This window comes from Pseudomonas putida NBRC 14164 (genome assembly GCF_000412675.1).
GTDB lineage: Bacteria > Pseudomonadota > Gammaproteobacteria > Pseudomonadales > Pseudomonadaceae > Aquipseudomonas > Aquipseudomonas putida.
On the sequence record NC_021505.1, the window covers coordinates 2,215,501 to 2,234,009 of the forward strand.

An 18,509-nucleotide genomic window follows, 5' to 3' on the forward strand; every position below is an offset into this window, starting at 1 on the left:
CGAGGAATCGCTTGCCGGAGGCTCCTGGGGCGTCCTAAAACCTTGTAGGAAACGTCTCTAAATGAGCCATTGGACAGTCATAAAGCTGTCCATTCATAGGCTCGGGAGCCATGCCGAGGCTTGTGGGAGCGGGCGCGCCCGCGAACACCGGCAGCGCCGGTGCCATCCACCGCGTCGGATTCTTCGCGGGCGTGCCCGCTCCCACAGGTACTGTGCAGGCTTCAGGCTTGCGGAATACCCGTGGGAGCGGCTTTAGCCGCGAACACCGGCAAAGCCGGTGCCATCTACCGTGTTGGATTCTTCGCGGGTGAACCCGCTCCCACAGGTACTGTGCAGGCTTCAGGCTTGCGGAATACCCGTGGGAGCGGCTTTAGCCGCGAACACCGGCAAAGCCGGTGCCATCTACCGCGTTGGGTTCTTCGCGGGGGAGCCCGGTCTCACAGGTACTGTGCAGGCTTCAGGTTTGCGAGAGGCCAGTGGGAGCGGCTTTAGCCGCGAACACCGGCAACGCCGGTGCCATCTACCGCGTTGGGTTCTTCGCGGGGGAGCCCGGTCTCACAGGTATTGCGCAGGCTTCCGGCTTGCGTGATACCTGTGGGAGCGGGCGGGCCCGCGAACACCGGCAGCGCCGGTGCCATCTACCGCGTTGGATTCTTCGCGGGTGAACCCGCTCCCACAGGGGGTGCGCAGGCTTCAGGCTTGCGTAATACAAGTGGGAGCGGCTTTAGCCGCGAACACCGGCAACGCCGGTGCCATCCATCGAGTCGAATTCCTCGCGGGCATGCCCGCTCCCACAGGTTTTGCATAAGGCTCGGGTTTATCGAGGCGGCCAACCGCCGGCTACAGCTTTTGTGCATGCTTTGGGACCGATGCGGGCGAGGCCAGGGGCAGCATGAAGGTCAGCAACGCGCCTATCACCAACAGCACTGCGGCATAGAGAATCCCGGCCGTGAAACTTTGGGTCAGGTCTTTCAACCAGCCAACCACCAGCGGGTTCAGCGCCGAACCTGTGTTGCCGAAGGCGTTGATCACCGCAATGCCAATGGCGCGCGCCTTGAACGTAAGCGCCTGGTCCGGGGTAGTCCAGAATATCGACATGGCGGTGTACGACCCGGTGGCGGCCATGCAGATGCCGCACAGTTGCACCATCGGGTTACCGGCATAAGCGGTAAACATCCAGCCGGCAGCGGCCATTAGCATGGGCAGCACCAGGTGCCATTTGCGTTCCTGGCTGCGGTCGGAATGCAGCCCCCATACCACCATGCCGATGATGGTGCACACCTGCGGGATCATCGCCAGAAAGCCAATGGTGCTGTTGCTGCTGTCGGCGGCACTGATGCTCTTGATGATCAGCGGCGTCCACACGGCGATCATGGCCAGCGTGTTGACCAGGCAGAAATACACCAGGCTGAACATCAGCACCGTGGGTGAGAGCATTTCGTGCAACAGGCTAGCGGGGCCGTCCCCTGTTGTGCGGTTGGAAGCTGGGTTGTCTGCGGCCAGGGCATGCTGCAGATGTTGCTTGTCTTCGCGGCTCAGCCAGCGGGCCTGCTGCGGCGTATCGTTCAGGTAGCCGAACACCACGAAGCCCATGATCACCGAAGGCATGCCTTCGAGCAGGAACAGCCACTGCCAGCCGTGCAAACCCCATACACCATCCAGGCCAAGTATCAGCCCAGAGAGCGCCGACCCGAAGCCTGCGGTAAACGGCATCGCGATCATGAACAGGGCGTTGGCCCGTGCCCGGTAAGCCGCCGGAAACCAGAACGTCAGGTACAGCAGCACACCTGGCAGAAAGCCTGCCTCCGTGATACCCACCAGAATCCTCAGCAGGTACAGGCTGCTGGCATCAGTCGCGAACAGCGTCGCGGTCGAGGCCAGCCCCCAGGCGATCATCAGGCTGCCGATCCATTTGCGTGCACCAACCTTGGCCAAAGCCATGTTGCTGGGGATACCACAGGCGATATAGGCGATGTAGAACAGCGTGGTGGCCATGCCGAACTGGGTACTGCTCAGGCCCAGGTCACCCATCATGGTCAGGCCGGCAAAGCCGATGTTGATCCGGTCGAGAAACGACAGCACAAAGCACAGGAACAGAAAGCCGAGCAGGCGCCTGGACACTTTGCGCATCACGGTTTGCTGGGGACTGCTGGCGGTTTTTATCGTTGTAATGGGGGCAGTGTTCTGATGCATGTGGGCGCCTGGTTATTATTGGTTTCAGCGGCACCGGCTTCGGTGCATTGGCCAGTGCTGGTACTACAGGTCTTGAAGCGCGCACAGGGCAAGTTCAGTGAAGGCCTGGGCGTCGCCAAGCGCATGGGCGCTGAGCAGCGCCAGCTTGGTCAGGAACAGCTCGGCCTTGGCCGGTGTGGCCTGGTCCAAAGCGTCTGCCAGTACGTCGTAAACCACTTCCAGGTCTGTTGCGGTCAGGGTGTTCATGGCGCTTCCTCTCAGTGCTTGCCCAAGGCAGTGTCGATGGCGGATTGCAGTTGTGCGGCCGATACCTGCAGCCAGCGGGCGCAGATGTGCTGGTCTGGGCGCACCAAGTAAGCGCCATTGCGGGGGATGCCATACTTGGCGGCGATGCGGCCGGTGGTGTCGTCGATCAGTTGGTCTGCCCCGGTGATGATGGCCTGGGCGTTTTGCGCAATCGCGATTATCTGCAAGGGCACGCCGCTGCTGCGAATGGCAGTCGCCTGCTCGATCACGTCACTTGGGATGCAGTCACTGTCGGTGAAATAGAGCAGGTAGAAGCAGGCACCCAAGTGGTCGAACAGGTAGTCGTCTTCGGCCAGCCTGATGTTCAGCAGCGGGGCGCCGTTGCGCGGGCCGGCAGTGAAATGCTCATTGTCGTCAGTTGCACAGTTGAGCACCGAGTCCGCGTAGTCGTGTGGCCGCGAGGTGCGCCAGTGGTACAACGGGCGGACGAATGCCTGGGTCAGCGACAGCGACAACACCGCATCGCGTACCAGGCGGTAACCCGCAGTGGGTGGCGCCATGAACCGGGTGCTCTTGCCGGCCTCGCCGATGATTTCCCGCGCCGCACTGACGCGTTCGGTGGAATAGGACGGCAGCAGCTTGGGGCCTGCCAAACCCTTGTGGGTGAGGGCCAGTTTCCACACCAGGCCATGGCAGTCCTGGAACCCGGTATTGGCGCCACGCACGCCGAAAATCGGCAACAGGTGTGCCGCGTCCCCGGCAAATATCACGCGCTTGTGGATGTAATTCGGCAGGGTCAGCGCCCGGGTGGAATAGACCGAGCTCCAGTCCATTTCCCACTGTGGGTCTTCAACGCCAAGCATGCGCAGCTGGGCATTGATGCGTGTGCGCAGTGATTCCGGTTGCAACGCCTGTTCCGGGGTTTCGTTTTCGGGCAGTTGGTAGTCGATGCGCCAGATATCACCCGGTTCGCGGTGCATCAATACCGTGTTGCCCGGGTTCCAGTCCGGGTCGAAATAGGCCAGGCGCTCGGTGGGCAGGCCCAGGTCGATCTTGATATCAGCAATCACGAAGCGCCCTTCGTACGCGGTACCCTCCAGTTTCAGCGCCAGCAGGGTGCGCAGTGTCGAGCGGGCACCGTCCGCCGCTACCACCCAGTCAGCGTCCAGCTCATAGCTACCGGCAGGGGTATCGATGTTCAGGCGGGCGAAGTCGTCATGCTGCGCCAGGCCCGTTACGCGGTTGCCCCAGCGCAGTTCCACCAACGGGTTGGCCTCGACGGCCTCGACCAGCAACTGCTCCAGGCGGGGTTGTTGCAGGTTGGTCATGGGCGCGTAGCGGTCGTCAGGGTCGTGTGGGTTTTCCATACGAAACACCAGCTGGTTGCGGTAGAACGAATTGCCACAGCTCCACGGCAAGCCAAGCTCGCAGACCCGCTCGGCGACACCTACCTGCTGCAGGATTTCCATCGAGCGACGGGTGAACACGATCGCCCGGCTGCCCTCGCTCACTTGCCGTTCCGCCGCCAATACCACGCAGGCTATGCCATGACGGGCAAGGTCCAGGGCAGTGGTCAGGCCGATCGGGCCGGCGCCTACCACCACTACAGGTTTGCGTTCAACGCGGGCGGCCCCGACGCTGGCCGTATGGGCGGGGAAGACTTGATAGTTGAAATAGAGGGAACGACGCGGCTCGCTATGGGGCTGATGCATGTGGTGCACATCCTTATTTTTGTAGCTTTTCAGGTGTGCAACTGACTGTACTCGAGGCGACAGCCAGCGATGTCCCCTTGAGGGGACAACTGCTATTTCCACAGCCTGCAGAGCGAAGCAGGCGCTGCCCACTGTCTATAATCTGGGCCACTCTTCGCGCAACGGATGCTCACATGGCCAGATCAACAGTCCTTACAGCTGTTCTCACCTCATTGGGCTTGGCCTTTGGCCCGGCGCTCGCTGACCCGGGTAACGGCAAAGGCCAGGGCCAAGGTCAGGGGCACGGCAAGGGCCAGGCTCAACACTCCCAAGGCCAGGGCAATACGGGTGGCCACAAGCAGAGCGCTGGTGGCAATGACTGGCACGCCGGCCCGTCCATCGACCGCGGTGATGTGCTGGGCATTGTCGGTGGCCACCGCAGTTACTGGAGCCCAGGCCCCGCATTGCCTCCAGGCATTCAGAAGAACCTTGCGCGCGGCAAGCCCTTGCCGCCCGGAATCGCCAAAAAACTGGATGGCCGCCTGGTGGGGCAGCTGCCGCACTATGACGGCTATGAGTGGATGCAGGCGGGCGCGGACCTGATTCTGGTCGCTGTGGCGACCGGGATCATCTATGAGGTGTTGAACGGGGCGTTCGACTAGGGCCGCAGGCTTTTGAACTGAAACAGGACGAACTCGCCCTGCACGAAGCGGCGCTTTACTTGATGGTGCTTCACTTGGGTGATGGCGCAAAAAGCCTGGTAATGCCGCCCGCTAGCAACCTGGCAAGCAAAAGCCGCGAGCCCGGCCTTTTGCACCACCGGTCGAACACAAGGCACTCACGCCTGCCGATTTCTCTCTGAACAACAAGCGCACCATCGCTGCGCTGCAACCAGGAGAACGCCCATGGCAATCGACCACAATGGCCCGGACTCGCCGTACCCGGGGCCTACGGAAAATACCACCGACGCAGGGGGGCACGGCTCGGGCCTTGATCAAGCCGAGTCCGAGCCTAAGCAAGGCGTCGGTGAAGCCTGGTCCGAAAAGCGCCCGGTAGACTGGGACCCACCTCCCGGCAATCCCGGTTCGGACCAGGACGGGCAGCTCGACCGGGACAACGGTACCGCAAGAACCAACGATGAGCAGGCGGGTGCAGGTGATGGAGAGGTTCCGTTACCCGCAGATGATGAAGGCCCGATTGAAGAGGAAATGAAAGACGTGGAGGCCAATAACTCGGTATCCGCCGAGCATCCTCAACCGCGTTGATGGAATTTGCCTTACAGGGCCTGATGCCAACAACTACAAGGCGTCCAGGCCCTGCCATCATGATCAGGCGTTTCTCCAGCAGGCCAGCAATGCCCGCTTCGCTGAACGAGTGCTCGACCCTGGCGTGGTCGCGGCATCGGAGTCCGCTGCATTCGTTTGCCGCAGGGCAGCGATGATCACTCGGCTAATATCCGCAGCATCTTCTGGTCGCGCCCTGCGAATCTGATACTTCATGGGGTTACCTCAATTCATTGATCTGGCACGGCCACTGTGGGAACGGGTTTACCCGCGAAGCATCCTGCGCGGAGTATGGCACCGGCTGCGCCGGTGTTCGCGGGCAAGCCCGCTCCCACAGGTATGGCGCCAGGCTCAGACGTTGCACCGTCCCTGTGGGAGCTGGCTTGCCTGCGATGGGCTGCGCAGCAGCCCCTCTGGCGCATCAACGCTTTCGTAATAGGGTAGCCAGCCCAACGGTCAGCACTACGGCGCAAAGCATGGCCACCCCGATGGTCAGGCCAACGCCCCACACTTCGAGCAGCGCCGCCAGCACAAGATAAAACGCGATCACCCCCACCGCACCGATCGCATTGCCCCGCACCATCGCTACCATCCCGGCCCGCCCGGCTTGTACATGGGCGAACACCACCAGCGGCCAGGCAATCACCGGTATCGGGGCGAGCATCCCGCTGGTCGCCGGGCCCAACCAACTGGCCAGGCTGGTGATGATCATCAGCAGGCAAGTAGCAGACACCATGCGCAGGGGGATCTCCCAAAATCGCTGACGGCTGCGGCTCAGAGTGTCGGGTTTGGGCTCACGGCCGCTGGCGCGTATCAGCACGCCGATCAGCACCAGTGCCACGGCAATCGACAGGTACAGGTTGCCCCAGTGGGTAAACGCATAGGCGGCCACGCCATAGCACAGCAACGCCAGCAGCACGGCTGCGGCGGTGCCGAGCCTGCGCGTGGCCAACAGGTAGAAGGTGTAGGTGGCCTGCACTGCCGCCAGGCCGCCCAGTGCGCCGGGTATCGCGCCCAAGGCGAAGGCATTGCCCTGTTCCAGGCACAGGAAGGTCATTACCAGTGCCGAGGTGATCGGCAGGCCGGACAGCAACCCACCCAGCAAACCGCCCCAGCGGCGCGAGGCGAGGGAGATGGCCCACATCAGCAGGGGGGTGACGATAAGTTTCAGGTAGAACAAGGTCATTGCGGGTGTATCCAGGCTAGATGACGGTGCGCCCGCCGTCGGCATTGGGTAGGGCGCGGATGATTCACCCGCGGCTGGCCTCCAGGGCCTGGGCCAGGTCGGCGATGATGTCGTCACTGTGCTCGATGCCTATCGACAGGCGCACCATGTCCCGCGGCACGCCGGCCTTTTCCAGCTCCTCGTCGTTGAGCTGGCGGTGGGTGGTGGAGGCGGGGTGGCAAGCCAGAGACTTGGCATCGCCGATGTTCACCAGGCGCACCACCAGTTGCAACGCATCGATGAAACGCGCACCGGCTGCCTGGCCGCCCTTGATGCCGAACGACAGGATCGACGCCGGCTTGCCGCCGGTGTAGCGCTGGGCCAGTTCATGCTCGGGGTGGTCGGGCAGCCCGGCGTACTTCACCCAGGCCACCTGCTCGTGCGCTTGCAGGTAATGGGCGACCTTCAGCGCGTTCTCGGTGTGGCGCTCCATGCGCAGGGCCAGGGTTTCCAGGCCTTGCAGGATCAGGAAGGCGTTGAACGGCGACAGCGCAGCGCCAGTGTTGCGCAACGGCACCACGCGGCAGCGGCCAATGAAGGCGGCGGGTCCGAAGGCTTCGGTGTAGGTGACGCCGTGGTAGGACGGGTCGGGGGTGTTGAGCAGGGCGAAACGTTCCTTGTTATCGGCCCAGGGGAACGTACCGGAGTCGATGACGATGCCGCCGATGCTGGTACCGTGGCCGCCGATGTACTTGGTCAGCGAGTGCACGACGATGTCCGCGCCATGTTCGAACGGTCGGCACAGCACCGGGGTAGCCACGGTGTTGTCGACGATCAGCGGCACACCGTGGCGGTGGGCGGCTTCGGCCAGTGCGGCGATATCGACGATATTGCCGGCGGGGTTGCCGATGGATTCGCAGAACACCGCCTTGGTGCGTGCGTCGATCAAGGCTTCGAGCGCAGTGATGTCGTCATGGGCGGCGAAACGGGTTTGAATGCCCATGCGCGGCAGGGTGTGGGCGAGCAGGTTGTAGGTGCCGCCGTACAGCTTGGCCACCGAGACGATGTTGTCACCAGCCTCGGCGACGGTCTGGATGGCGTAGGTGATGGCCGCCATGCCCGAGGCCACCGCCAGCGCGCCAACCCCGCCTTCCAGGGCTGCCATGCGCTTTTCGAGTACATCGTTGGTCGGGTTCATGATGCGCGAGTAGATGTTGCCGGCCACTTTCAGGTCGAACAGGTCCGCGCCGTGCTGGGTGTCGTCGAAGGCGAAGGAGGTGGTCTGGTAGATCGGTACGGCCACTGCCTTGGTGGTCGGGTCGGGGCTGAAGCCCGCGTGGATGGCGAGAGTTTCCAGCTTCATGCAATCGTTCCTTGAGCGTGGGGTGGAAGCGTTCGAGCATGCGGCGGCGGGGGAAGTGGGTCAAGGACGTCGTGGTGGCGCCATACCGCAGCCCTCGGGCGCGGCTTGCCGAAGCCGGCATAAATAGGCAATCTCCGCTGCAATATCAAAAAGATATCATGCAGTGTTCCAGGCCCTGTGCATGGACGCTTATACAAAAGGGATTTCCCATGCCACACGCTGTAAAAACGATCACCCAGGCGCTGGATGAAGCACGTGTCTTGATGGCCGACTGGGTGGTACCAGAAGGTGCCAGCGACGCAGACACCTTGGGCGAGCTGGTCGGGGTGCTGGATAACCGAACCCTGAACGACGCAATGCGCACCTTGTCGGCGCCATTTCATCAGGGCATCAACCGCAAGCTGCTGACCCCGCGTTACAAAGTCGCCTTCGACCTCCTGCACAAGTACGGGGTCATGGTGGACCCAAGCTCACTCAGCGATGAAGTGATCGAGCGCCTCTACCCGCGGGTCAACTACCCGCGCTTCAGCTATGGGCAGACCTTGCGCGAGTGGAGCGACGCGGTACTGGGCGAAGGCGAGCAGGTGCAGTTCTTTCTGCCGCAGGCCCCGCGCCGCAATACGCACTTGGCCACCGTGCAGTTCCTCAGCGATGACATTCGCGAGCTGACCGACGCGTTGGTCAAGGCTGCCTGCCCGGCTGATGAGGCAGAGGTGGGGGGCGTTGAGGAAGACAGCGCCTATGAGCCCGAAGTGCGGCTGGCCGCACCCACGGAGCTCGCCGCCGAAGCGCAGGACATTACCTCGGGGGCGCGGCGAGGCATCAATACCCTTATTGCCCTGAGCGAAGAAGCCGAGGAACGCTGGTCGCCGGCCATGCGTGAATGCATCGCTGCGGTCAGGAAGAATCACGAGCGGGATGAAGAAGCGGACACGCTGGAAGTGATGGTCGAGTTGGTCGACCGTCTCGACAAGCTGGCCCGCGAAGCCCGCAAGTTGCTGCAGGAGCGCGACACCGGCACATGCTGACTACCCGCCGGCCCAAGCGCTGGCAAGACTTGTTCACTACGCCCTGATGACTGCGCCAACTGTAAAGTTATGCAAAGTTTCCCTGTGCCATCACCCCACAGCTCTAGAATCCGCCCGCTGCCGAACCGGCTACTGGCAGGCAGCAGATCTAACCCTGTGGAGCGTTCCAATGAAGTCGAAACAGCTTTTCCGTGCAGCCCTGGTTGCAGTCCTGGTATCTAGCCTGTCGGGTTGCTGGATGTTCATGCCGCCGGGCGGTGGCGGCGGTCACGGTGGTGGCCACGGTGGCGGTGGCTTCGGCGGCCATCAGGGCGGCGGCCCTCGCTGAGCTGACATCGCGATGGAACGCACTGCCTCGGCCGGGATGCAACTGGGCACCCGGCGCGAGAGCATTCATCAGCACTTGCAGGGCCGACCGCTCGTTCGCCTCTCCAGCTAGCTGCTTGCCATCCTGCCCCTAGAAGCCGCTCCCCTCCGGCTGCCCAAGTTCTACCTCCCGCGTAACCCTTCGCGATGTGGTGCTCGCCGATTCGAGCAGCCGTTGGACGCTGTCGTTCCGATGATGACAAAATGATGTCGTTCAGGCTTCCTTCAGTATTCCTGGCTCAATTCCCTACAGTGGCTCTCCAGGCGTTCAGGCACATTCATGTACTACGGAAACTATACCGATGGGCTCATCGCTGGCCGGCAGCAAGGTCATCAGCTGGGCTATGACGAAGGTCACAGCGACGGGCGCAAAAAAGGTGAGCAGATCGGCTATGACCAGGCGTGGTATGAAGCGGGTGGGATGATTGATGAATTGCGCCTGCAAGTGAATTATCAAACGGCTGTAATGCAGCAGATGCACGCACATGCCTATGAACTGGAAAAACAGGTTCTGCACCAAGAAGCTCATATCGATGAGCTGAAAGCGCTGCTGGAAGCGCAGGACGCGCAGGTCGATACATTGACTTCAGAAAATGCTGAGCTGCAGGGTTATAGCGATCGGTTAAGGGCGTACGGCGAAGAATGCGCCGCTTTTATTGAGGGGCAAGAAAAGAGGCTGGAAGCGCTTGTTGTAGAGAACACGGATGGTCAGCAGCAGCGCCAGCGAATGCACCAGCAAGTCTCAGAGTTGGTTGATTGCTTGAAGAGTGGGCAGGTCTATGCTCGCGAATTGGAAACCGATCGTGAATGGGTTGATGAAGCCAATAAAACCCTCGTGCGTGTGTTCAACCACACAATGCTGGTTATGACTGCCGTCTTTGCTGCATTCGAAGAACAGGAGGAGCCCCACGCGCTATCAAGGGCTGTGAATGTCCAGGCTTCATTCGAGCGGCATTATTTTGACCGGTTGGAGTACGCGTTGAAGGCAGGCCTCATTGGTACTTCGCCGGACAGGGATGCCGATCTGCAGGTTTGGGCGCCTCAGTTTAGTGATCAGCTATTTACTGTCATGCGCCGCGTCCATCACATAAGTTCCATGGCTCAAGCACGCTATCCTTTATGTGGACCATTTCCCGATCTGATCACGTCCCTCATCATGGATGGCAGCACCATCAGGCCGGTTTTGGTTGATGTTCCGGATGACCTTGATGAAGGCGAGCCTTCCCGAGATTGATGAAAGGGCTTGGCGCTCCTCAGCGCGGGGTTGGCCTGCTAGCTCACCACGCTATCCGCTCGCCATCCCACCCCCAAAAACTGCCAGTCTCCGACGGCCCAAGCCGCCCCACCTGCTCAATCACACACTGTGCCGCAAACGCCGGCTCAAACAGCTTCCCCTCCGGCACATTCCCTTGAAATGGCCGCGACAGCTCGGTATCGGTAGTCCCCGGATGCAGTGCCAGCACCGTGGCGGCCGGGTTCAGGCGTTTCAGTTCGATGCTTGCGGTGTGCAGCAGCTGGTTCAGCGCCGCCTTGCTCGCGCGATAGCTGTACCAGCCGCCCAGTCGATTGTCGCCGATCGAACCAACCCTGGCCGACAGGGCTGCAAAGGTGGCGGGCTGACTGCGCAGCAGTGGCAACAGATGCTTGAGCAACAGGATCGGCGCGAATGCATTGGTGGCGAAGCTGGCTTGCAGGCTGGTGAGGTCCAGTTGGGCCAGTGATTTCTCGGCTTTGGTGCCCTCCTGCTGGAGGATGCCGAGTGTGCTGATAACCAGGTGAAGGTGCGGGCAGGCAAGGCCCACCTCGCTTGCAAGCGCAGCCAGCGCCTGCTCGTCGCGAGCATCGTAATCTAGCTGTACCACGCGTTCGCCATGTGCCTGGGCCAGCGCAAGCAGGCCGTCAGCAGTGCGGGCGTGTCGCGACACAGCCCAGACCCGGCTTACATCATCGCGGGCCAGCAACGCCGCACACAGTGCCAGGCCGATACCTCGGCTGGCACCACATATCAGCACGTGGGCTTTGTCAGATAACCCGGGGATCAGGCTCATTGGGGGCGCCTCATGTTTCGAATGAATCTAGCCTACCGGCATGGTCTTTTGTTTTAAATATGCTCTCTAGTTTGGGTTTTTCGAGGCCGCTTTGCGGCCCATCGCGACACAAGACTGCTCCTGCAGGCGATCGCAATTCCTGTAGGCGCGGCCTTGTGTCGCGATGGGCTGCGCAGCAGCCCCAGTCTGCAAACGGTGCATATCAGAAGTTGTAAGTCAGCCGGGTGAAGTAGTAACCCCCGGTAAAGCCATAAGGCGAATAGGCCCCATACCCCTTGGTCATGGTCTTGCTGCTGGGGTTCTGCCGTTCGGGGTAAACATCAAACAGGTTCTGCGCCCCCACGGCCAGGTTGAGGTCTTTGGTCAGCTGATACCCCACGTCGATATCGGTGATCCAGCGCGCCTTGTACTCCCGGTCCAGGCTGCGGTCGGTCGCCGAGTTCACTTCACGCCATGAACCATAGCGGGTCAGGGTGAGGTTGCTGGTCCAGCGCTCGCGTTGCCAGTTGGCGCCCAGAATCAACTTGGTGTGCGGCTGCACCTCAGTCAAAAAGTTGCGCGCCTGGCGGTCCATCAGGCTGTAGTCCGTGCCCTGGATAGTGACGTTCTCCTTGTAGCTGAGGATCTGCGTCTGGTTCCAGTTGAAGGCAGCTGTCCATTTCAGTTGCCCCCAGTTGCCCAGGTTCTGGTCGAAATTGCCCACCAGGTCCAGGCCCTTGGTGCGGGTGCTGGCGCCGTTGGTGAAATAGCGTCCGCCAGAGGTGGAGTCGATGCCGTTGTCCAGCAGCGCCTGGGTCACTTCGTCGCCCAGCAGGGTACCGGTGAGCGTGATGCGGTCGCGCACATTGATCACGTAGGCATCCGCAGTAAACGACAGCTGCGGGGCAGGCTGGTAGGTCAGGCCCAGGCTGTAGTTGGTCGAGCGCTCGGGCTTGAGTGCGGTGGCGCCCAATGCCTTGGCTGCCGCCGAGTCCACCGGCAGTACGCCGTAGTTGATCGACTGGTATACGCCATTGACCACGCCGTAGGTGGTCGAGCGGGCGCTGAACAGGCTGTTGGCCAGCGAAGGTGCACGAAAGCCGTTACTGACCGTGGCGCGCACGGCTAGCTCGGGGGTGAAGTCGTAGCGGGTGGTCAGCTTGCCGCTGCGGGTGGCACCCACTCCACGGTTGTAGTGTTCATAGCGCAGCGCGCTGCCCAGGTACCACTGCGGCAGCGGGTTGAAGCCGACCTCGATGTAGCTGGCCACGCTGTTGCGGCTGGTGCTGGTGGCTTCGTCCGGCGAGATGCCGTTGGTGACCTGTGCACCGGAGGCGGCGCAGTCGCCGGGCGCACGGCAGTAGCCGCCGTTGGCCCACGAGGCCCAGTCGCCATCGCGCACCTGATAGGTATCACGCCGGTGTTCCAGGCCCCAGGACAGGTCAAGCGGCTTGTCCAGGCCGATGTCGAAGCTGCGTTGCAGGTCCAGGTTGCTGGTCAGCTGTGTGGCAATCCAGGTGCCCGATTCGAAATGGTTGGGCGTGGCCTCGCCCAGCGAGGCGTTCTGGTTGTGCGTGGTGCCCTGCAGCACCTCGTTGCGCCCGTAGGTGCTGGACAGGTCCCAGGCCCATTCCCCGGCATTGCCCTTGGCGCCGAAGGCGCCCTGCACATCATCTTCCTCGATGTACCAGGTGGGCGTGTAGCCACCGGGGTAGCCGTTGGGGCCGGTGGTGATGGTGTTGGTGATGGTCGGCAGGCGGAAGTTCTGGCCCTGCTCGGCCTTGCGGTGCGAATAGGTGGTGAAGGAATACAGGGTCAGGTCGTCGCTTAGCGGCAGTTCGGCGTTGTAGCCCAGGGTCAGCAGGTTGATCTTCGGCGTGCCGTAGCCGCCGTAGGTCGACTTGCCGGCCTTGTCGAAGGCTTCGGCATAGCTGTAGCCGTTGGCGCTGGCCTTGTTGTCGTCGTTCTGGCTGCGCGCATCCAGGGCCAGCTGCACGATGCCGCTGTCACCGACCTCGAAGCCCTTGTTCAAGCCTTGCTGCACGGTCTGCTTCTTGCCGTCGTAACCCTGGCCTGCGTTGGTCACCGAGGTGCCGGAAGCGTCGGCCTTGAGGATCACGTTGATCACCCCGGCGATGGCGTCGGAGCCGTACTGTGCGGCTGCGCCATCGCGCAGTACCTCGACGTGGTCGATAAGGCTGATGGGGATCAGGTCAAGGTCGGTGGGTGCTGCGCCCGCATGGATGCCGCTGATGTTAAGGGTGGCGCTGGTATGGCGGCGCTTGCCGTTCACCAGTACCAGCACCTGGGCCGCATTCAGCCCGCGCAGGCTGGGCGCACGGGCCATGCCGCTGGCGTCCCAGCCGGTCTTTTCCGGCAGGGTGAAGGATGGCACGGTGGCGCTGAGGGCTTCCATCAGGCCGGGCTTGCCGGTTTGCTGCAGTTGCTTGGCGCTGATCACATCGATCGGCACCGGGCTGGTGGTGACGGTGCGTTTTTCCGAGCCGCGGTTGCCGGTGACGATCACGGTGCCCAGCTGTGACGGGGCCGTGGCCTGGGCAGCGCCCTCGGCAAATGCGTCAGGCGCGGCCAGGCCGGTGGTACCAAGGGCCATGGTCAGCAGTGCGGGTTGCAGGCGCGGGCTGGGCAGTTTCAAGGCGTGAAGCATGTTCGCTCTCCATGAGCGCTGTCGAACAGCGGGTGCACAGGGGCCGCCCACCGGGTGGCCCCGGCAGGCAAGCAATAGGGGAAATTGGCTAGCGGCGTATCAGGGCGCTTTTGCAGCGACCGCTTCGATCTCGACCAGGGCGCCCGGCAGGGGCAGGGCCACCACCTGCAAGGCGGTGCGGGTTGGCTTTTTCGGTTGCTCGGCAGTGGCGAAAAATTCGGTGTAGGCGGCTTGCAGCCCGGCAAAATCCAGCTTGCCCTCGGTGGCCGGGTCGCCTACCAGAAACACCCTCAGCTGTACTACGTCACCCAGGCCCAGACCCTGGCTTTGCAGCGCAGCCTGGATCTTTTTCAGCACTGAGCGGGTCTGGGTTTCGGTGTTGCCATAGGCGGCAATGGTCTGTGGTGGTGCCTTGGGGTCGGCAACGTCGGGCAAGGTGCCGCTGACGAAGGTCAGCGAGGTGCCGGCGGGTACGGTGACCAGTTGCGAAATGGGGAACTTCGAGCCTGGCGGGTCGACACGCTTGATGGTGTCGGCCTGGGCGGTAAGTGCGGACAGTGACATGAAGGCTCCAAGCAGCAGGGCAGTCTTGTTCATCAGAGGGCTTCCTTGTTCAGGCGGCGACGCCGCGTTGCTGTTGCAGGGCGTGCCGGGCGATCTGCCCGACCACATGGCGTGCCGAGTCCGCAGCGCTGTTCTGCCAGATGCCCACCCCGCCATGGGCCAGTGCATCGCTGGCCAGCCAGGTGCGGCCCTGGGGCTGGTTGAGGTGCGAGTAGCCGGGTTCGGCCAGCACGTCGTGGACAATCCATGGGCTTTCGCTGAACGGCACCTTGGACCAGTTCACCGCCACCCCGCGCTGCAACTTGCCGGCATGGCCCGGGTGCAGCGACTCCACGGCCTGGCGCGACGACGCCAGTTGCTGCTCTGTCGAACGCGTGGCGAATGTGCGCGCCACTTCGCCGGTGTTGTAGGTGCCCACCAGGATGCCCTGGGCACTGTTCAGGTGGTCGCTGGGGTACCACAGCAGCCGCGCTTCGTGGTTGATGTAGGAGAGCCCGCCGTAGATCTGGAACTCGCTTTCCCAGAAACGAGGCGCCTGCCATGCCACCTTGTTGGCCAGGTCTGGCTTGGCCTGGGCGATGGCCGCCTGGGTGGTCTTGCCAAAGTTGTGGTCGACCCGGGCCAGCAGTGGCAGGGGAATGGTGACGATGGCGTAGTCGGCGGTTTCCACCTGGGTCTTGCCGCTGCGACGGTCACGCCAGGTAACCTGGCTCGCGTTGTCGCCGGTGCGGATTGCCAGCACTTCGGCGTGCAGTTGCACCTTGTCCTGCACCTTGGCGTACAGGGCTTTGGCAATCTGGTCCATGCCGCCGACCGGCTGGAACATGGTGGCGGAAAACTCCGGGATCTCGTCGAATACCAGCGGCAGCATCAGGTTAGGGTTTAGCAGTTGTCTGAGTGCCACGGGCTGGCGCTGGATCGGGGTCTGGTCGCCCGCCCCGGCGAAGCGGGTATAGCCGGCGCGGACCGAGCCCTTGTAATGGCGCTGCTCGTCGAGGTCGCCGTATACCTTTAGAAAGTCCAACAGGGCCTTCTGGTCGCCGGTGTCCAGTTCCTTGTCCAGCGCTTTGCCGCTGATGCTGCGCGACAGCAGTTCGCTGAGGTGCCCACGGGTGTCATTCACCGCCTGGCGCAGCAGTAACGGTGGCTGCGCAAGGTCCGGTTGGGCGAGGGCGTTGCGGCTGCTGTTGACCAGCACTTCCAGCGGGACGCCCAGCTCGCGGCAGTAGCCGAGGATGGTCAGGTGATGGCTGGGCAGGCGTGCGGGCCCTGCATTGAAATAGTGGCCGTTGTCGAAACGCACCTGCTGGCGGCTGCCGTCATTGTGCAGTACCTCGTCGCCGTTGCGCAGCGTCCACGCACGCCCGCCGATTCGCTCCCGGGCTTCCAGCACGCGCACCTCAAAACCGGCTTTGCCAAGTTCATAGGCTGCCACCAGGCCGCTGATGCCAGCCCCCACCACCAGCACGCGCTTGCCGTTGCCGGACGTGGTCGGCAGGCCCAGCGGCTGGAAGGTGCTGGCCGTGGCCGCAGTAGGCAACAGGCCCAGCGCGGACAGGCTGCCAAGCGCGGCGCCGTAGCTGCCAGCGGCCATCAGGTGGGCAATAAGGTCTCTACGGGTCAAGCCCATGGTGTGTTCTCCTTGCAAGTGGAAAGTGAGTCCGTTCAGCGCGGCGCTACAGCTCGTAGCGCACACTCAGCAGCACGGTGCGTGGGTCGTTGACCGAGTAATAGGCGGTGCGGCTGGCGGCCGAGTAGGCAATGCTTTGCGGGTAGGCGCGGTCGAGCAGGTTCTTGACCGACAAGGTGGTGGTCCAGTGGCCGTCGGCGCTGGCATAACTGGTGCTGGCATTCCAGAAGCCCTGGGCAGGTACTTCGTAGATATCGGCGTTCAGCGGGTTGGCGTAGGAGCGGGTCTGGTACTGGTAGTCGGTGTTGGCCACCAGCTCACCCGGCAGGTTGACGGGCACCGTCCAGTTCAGGCCAAGGCTGGCGTTCCATTCCGGTGCAAAGATCATTTCCTTGCCGTCGGCACTCACGCCTGGGCCACTGGCATTCTGGAAGTCGTCGTACTGGCTTTTCAGGTAGCCCAGATTGGCAGTCAGGCGCAGGTCGCGTGCCAGTAGCACGGTGTTTTCCAGCTCCACGCCGTAGGTGTGGGCACTGCCGACGTTGGTACGCAGGTTGGCGCTGATGGCCGGGTCCCAGGCATTGGTCTGCAGGTCGTCGTAGTCGTTATAGAAGAAGGCGATGTTGCTGCGCAGGCGGCCATCGGCAAAGTCGCCCTTGAAGCCCACCTCATAGGTGGTGACGTTTTCCGGATCAAAGCCCTGCTCGGCAGCGGCGCGGGTTGGCGCGCGGTTGTCGAAGCCGCCGGCCTTGAAGCCCCGGGCCACATAGCCGTACTGCACCAGGTTATCGCTCCAGGCATACTCCAGGCCGATCTTGGGGCTGAGGGATGCCCAGGAATCACTGGTTTCGGCAGCGAAGTTGGTGCCGGTGATTACCCGGTCGGTGGTGATGGCGTAGTTGCTGTAATCGAAATTCTTGTGCTCGTGGGTGAAGCGCAGGCCGGTGGTCAGCGACAGGCGAGGGGTGAGCTTGTAATTGCTCTGGCCGTACAACGCGTAGCTTTCGGTATCGGTGGTGCTGTATTGGCCGCTGGCATTGACCCGGTTTTGCGCCACCGAAAAGGTCAGGCTGTCGCGCTCGGCGCGAAAGCGCTCCTTGTACAGGTACACACCGAGGGTGTAGCTGAACCTGTCGTATTCGCCGTTGAGCTGGAACTCCTGGGTGGCGTAGCGCTGCTTGTAGGTGATCAGGTTGTTCTGGATCGGCGACGCGGTGCCGCTGTTGGCCTGGCCGGAGTTGTCGTAGTCCACCGGCTGGTCGAACTCGGACCAGGCCGTGACCGACTTGAAGTTCAGATGGTCATCGATGCTGTAGATCGCGCGCAGCACCGCACTGCCCTGGTCCAGCTTGTTCTTCGGGTCGAGGCTGCTGTAGGTCTTGAACTTGTCGAAATGGCCGTTGGCCGGGTTGAAGGGGGTATAGCTGGTGGTATCGCCGCGGTCGAAGGTGCCGGCCAGGGTCAGTTGCACGTCCCAGGGCGAATCCTGCGGGGCCAGGCGCAGCTTGCCGCGGTAGGACTGGATGTCGATGTTGTTGACGTCCTTGTCACGGGTGCGGTTGTACACGGTGCCGTCGCGGGTCAGGCGTATGGCCGAGAAGCTGCCGAACAGGGTGTTGTCCACCAATGGCCCGCTGACCAGCAGGCGGCCGTTCTGTGCGTTGAAGTTGCCGGCACCCAGCTCGACGAAGGCGCGGGCCTGCTGGGTCGGGTCGCGGGTGATTACCCGTATCGCGCCGGCTGCACTGTTGCGCCCGTACAGGGTGCCTTGTGGGCCGCGCAGCACTTCAACGCGCTCCACGTCGTTGAAGTCCAGCATCGAAGAAATCGCCCGCGGGATGTACAGGTCATCGGCGTATACCGCAACGGCCGCTTCCTGAATCGGGTCGGTCTCGCCAATACCGCGTATGCCGTAGGTTTGTGCGCTGTAGGAAATGGACTGGCGGTTCAGGGTGAGGTTGGGCACCCGACCGGACAGGTCGCGGATGTTGTTGATCTGCGCATCCTGCAGGGTGCGCTCGTCGAAAGCGCTGATCGCCAGCGGGGTTTTCTGCAGGTTCTCTTCACGGTGCTCCGCTGTGACGGTGACGGTTGGCAGCTTGTCGCCCGGCGTTTGGGCAGGCTCGGCGAAGGTCGTGGGCGTGAAGAGGGCAAATGCAACGGCGGCGGACAGGTGAGGGCGTACAGGGTAGGGCAAAGGCTTCATGCTGCAGCTTCCAGATAACCAGCATCGAGTGGGATTTCGGATACCTGAATACCGCAGCCGGGTGTGATGACCGAGGCGC

15 protein-coding genes are annotated in these 18,509 nt (G+C 62.6%); 5 read left to right on the forward strand and 10 right to left on the reverse strand.

Annotated features, from left to right (window positions below; all coding sequences use genetic code 11):
* Positions 1-840: 840 nt before the first annotated feature.
* The 3 genes from PP4_RS09875 to PP4_RS09885 form a co-directional block, all read right to left on the reverse strand.
* Positions 841-2,130: an MFS transporter gene (locus PP4_RS09875; RefSeq protein WP_016499038.1), complete on the reverse strand. Its 1,290-nt coding sequence runs from the start codon at positions 2,128-2,130 to the stop codon at positions 841-843.
* Positions 2,131-2,256: 126 nt separating this feature from the next.
* The gene (locus tag PP4_RS09880; protein WP_016499039.1) at positions 2,257-2,439 is read right to left on the reverse strand and encodes a hypothetical protein; all 183 of its coding nucleotides are present in this window, start codon (positions 2,437-2,439) and stop codon (positions 2,257-2,259) included.
* 11 nt (positions 2,440-2,450) lie between these two features.
* Positions 2,451-4,151, reverse strand: coding sequence for an FAD-dependent monooxygenase (locus PP4_RS09885; protein ID WP_016499040.1), 1,701 nt, complete (start codon positions 4,149-4,151; stop codon positions 2,451-2,453).
* Positions 4,152-4,324: 173 nt separating this feature from the next.
* Here PP4_RS09885 and PP4_RS09890 point away from each other — a divergent pair, with 173 nt between their 5' ends.
* Both PP4_RS09890 and PP4_RS09895 read left to right on the forward strand, forming a co-directional pair.
* Entirely contained in the window at positions 4,325-4,792 is a 468-nt protein-coding gene (locus PP4_RS09890; protein ID WP_016499041.1) for an anti-virulence regulator CigR family protein, read from the forward strand.
* Positions 4,793-5,035: 243 nt separating this feature from the next.
* Positions 5,036-5,395 carry a hypothetical protein gene (locus PP4_RS09895; protein ID WP_016499042.1) on the forward strand — a complete coding sequence of 120 codons (360 nt, stop codon included), beginning with the start codon at positions 5,036-5,038 and terminating at the stop codon, positions 5,393-5,395.
* A gap of 439 nt (positions 5,396-5,834) precedes the next feature.
* On the opposite strand, the gene PP4_RS09900 is transcribed toward PP4_RS09895, so the two are convergent.
* Positions 5,835-6,599: a hypothetical protein gene (locus PP4_RS09900; RefSeq protein ID WP_016499043.1), complete on the reverse strand. Its 765-nt coding sequence runs from the start codon at positions 6,597-6,599 to the stop codon at positions 5,835-5,837.
* Positions 6,600-6,663: 64 nt separating this feature from the next.
* The gene (locus PP4_RS09905) at positions 6,664-7,941 is read right to left on the reverse strand and encodes a bifunctional O-acetylhomoserine aminocarboxypropyltransferase/cysteine synthase (protein ID WP_016499044.1); all 1,278 of its coding nucleotides are present in this window, start codon (positions 7,939-7,941) and stop codon (positions 6,664-6,666) included.
* Positions 7,942-8,150: 209 nt separating this feature from the next.
* Here PP4_RS09905 and PP4_RS09910 point away from each other — a divergent pair, with 209 nt between their 5' ends.
* From PP4_RS09910 to PP4_RS09915, 3 genes are all read left to right on the forward strand, one after another.
* Positions 8,151-8,969 carry a hypothetical protein gene (locus PP4_RS09910; protein ID WP_041167674.1) on the forward strand — a complete coding sequence of 273 codons (819 nt, stop codon included), beginning with the start codon at positions 8,151-8,153 and terminating at the stop codon, positions 8,967-8,969.
* 169 nt (positions 8,970-9,138) lie between these two features.
* Positions 9,139-9,297 carry a hypothetical protein gene (locus tag PP4_RS29350; RefSeq protein ID WP_167332718.1) on the forward strand — a complete coding sequence of 53 codons (159 nt, stop codon included), beginning with the start codon at positions 9,139-9,141 and terminating at the stop codon, positions 9,295-9,297.
* A gap of 318 nt (positions 9,298-9,615) precedes the next feature.
* Positions 9,616-10,569 carry a FliH/SctL family protein gene (locus PP4_RS09915; protein WP_016499046.1) on the forward strand — a complete coding sequence of 318 codons (954 nt, stop codon included), beginning with the start codon at positions 9,616-9,618 and terminating at the stop codon, positions 10,567-10,569.
* Positions 10,570-10,612: 43 nt separating this feature from the next.
* On the opposite strand, the gene PP4_RS09920 is transcribed toward PP4_RS09915, so the two are convergent.
* The 5 genes from PP4_RS09920 to PP4_RS09940 form a co-directional block, all read right to left on the reverse strand.
* Complete coding sequence (locus tag PP4_RS09920; protein ID WP_016499047.1) at positions 10,613-11,383, reverse strand: SDR family NAD(P)-dependent oxidoreductase; 771 nt, start codon at positions 11,381-11,383, stop codon at positions 10,613-10,615.
* Between the two features lie 202 nt (positions 11,384-11,585).
* A complete protein-coding gene (locus tag PP4_RS09925) occupies positions 11,586-13,976 on the reverse strand; it encodes a TonB-dependent receptor plug domain-containing protein (RefSeq protein WP_049824911.1) in 2,391 nt (796 codons plus the stop codon).
* Positions 13,977-14,129: 153 nt separating this feature from the next.
* On the reverse strand, positions 14,130-14,627 hold the full coding sequence (locus PP4_RS09930) for a RidA family protein (RefSeq protein ID WP_016499049.1): 498 nt from the start codon (positions 14,625-14,627) through the stop codon (positions 14,130-14,132).
* A 16-nt stretch (positions 14,628-14,643) separates the two neighbouring features.
* Complete coding sequence (locus tag PP4_RS09935; RefSeq protein ID WP_016499050.1) at positions 14,644-16,224, reverse strand: flavin monoamine oxidase family protein; 1,581 nt, start codon at positions 16,222-16,224, stop codon at positions 14,644-14,646.
* Positions 16,225-16,270: 46 nt separating this feature from the next.
* Positions 16,271-18,430, reverse strand: coding sequence for a TonB-dependent receptor (locus PP4_RS09940; protein WP_016499051.1), 2,160 nt, complete (start codon positions 18,428-18,430; stop codon positions 16,271-16,273).
* Between the last annotated feature and the right edge of the window lie 79 nt (positions 18,431-18,509).

Bases quoted from the DNA above. Each gene is read 5' to 3' on its own strand.
- PP4_RS09915 (WP_016499046.1), top strand. From the start codon at position 9,616: ATGTACTACGGAAACTATACCGATGGGCTCATCGCTGGCCGGCAGCAA.
- PP4_RS29350 (WP_167332718.1), top strand. From the start codon at position 9,139: ATGAAGTCGAAACAGCTTTTCCGTGCAGCCCTGGTTGCAGTCCTGGTA.
- PP4_RS09895 (WP_016499042.1), top strand. From the start codon at position 5,036: ATGGCAATCGACCACAATGGCCCGGACTCGCCGTACCCGGGGCCTACG.
- PP4_RS09940 (WP_016499051.1), bottom strand. From the start codon at position 18,430: ATGAAGCCTTTGCCCTACCCTGTACGCCCTCACCTGTCCGCCGCCGTT.
- PP4_RS09905 (WP_016499044.1), bottom strand. From the start codon at position 7,941: ATGAAGCTGGAAACTCTCGCCATCCACGCGGGCTTCAGCCCCGACCCG.
- PP4_RS09920 (WP_016499047.1), bottom strand. From the start codon at position 11,383: ATGAGCCTGATCCCCGGGTTATCTGACAAAGCCCACGTGCTGATATGT.
- PP4_RS09930 (WP_016499049.1), bottom strand. From the start codon at position 14,627: ATGAACAAGACTGCCCTGCTGCTTGGAGCCTTCATGTCACTGTCCGCA.
- PP4_RS09935 (WP_016499050.1), bottom strand. From the start codon at position 16,224: ATGGGCTTGACCCGTAGAGACCTTATTGCCCACCTGATGGCCGCTGGC.
- PP4_RS09900 (WP_016499043.1), bottom strand. From the start codon at position 6,599: ATGACCTTGTTCTACCTGAAACTTATCGTCACCCCCCTGCTGATGTGG.
- PP4_RS09890 (WP_016499041.1), top strand. From the start codon at position 4,325: ATGGCCAGATCAACAGTCCTTACAGCTGTTCTCACCTCATTGGGCTTG.
- PP4_RS09910 (WP_041167674.1), top strand. From the start codon at position 8,151: ATGCCACACGCTGTAAAAACGATCACCCAGGCGCTGGATGAAGCACGT.
- PP4_RS09880 (WP_016499039.1), bottom strand. From the start codon at position 2,439: ATGAACACCCTGACCGCAACAGACCTGGAAGTGGTTTACGACGTACTG.
- PP4_RS09885 (WP_016499040.1), bottom strand. From the start codon at position 4,151: ATGCATCAGCCCCATAGCGAGCCGCGTCGTTCCCTCTATTTCAACTAT.
- PP4_RS09925 (WP_049824911.1), bottom strand. From the start codon at position 13,976: ATGGCCCTTGGTACCACCGGCCTGGCCGCGCCTGACGCATTTGCCGAG.
- PP4_RS09875 (WP_016499038.1), bottom strand. From the start codon at position 2,130: ATGCGCAAAGTGTCCAGGCGCCTGCTCGGCTTTCTGTTCCTGTGCTTT.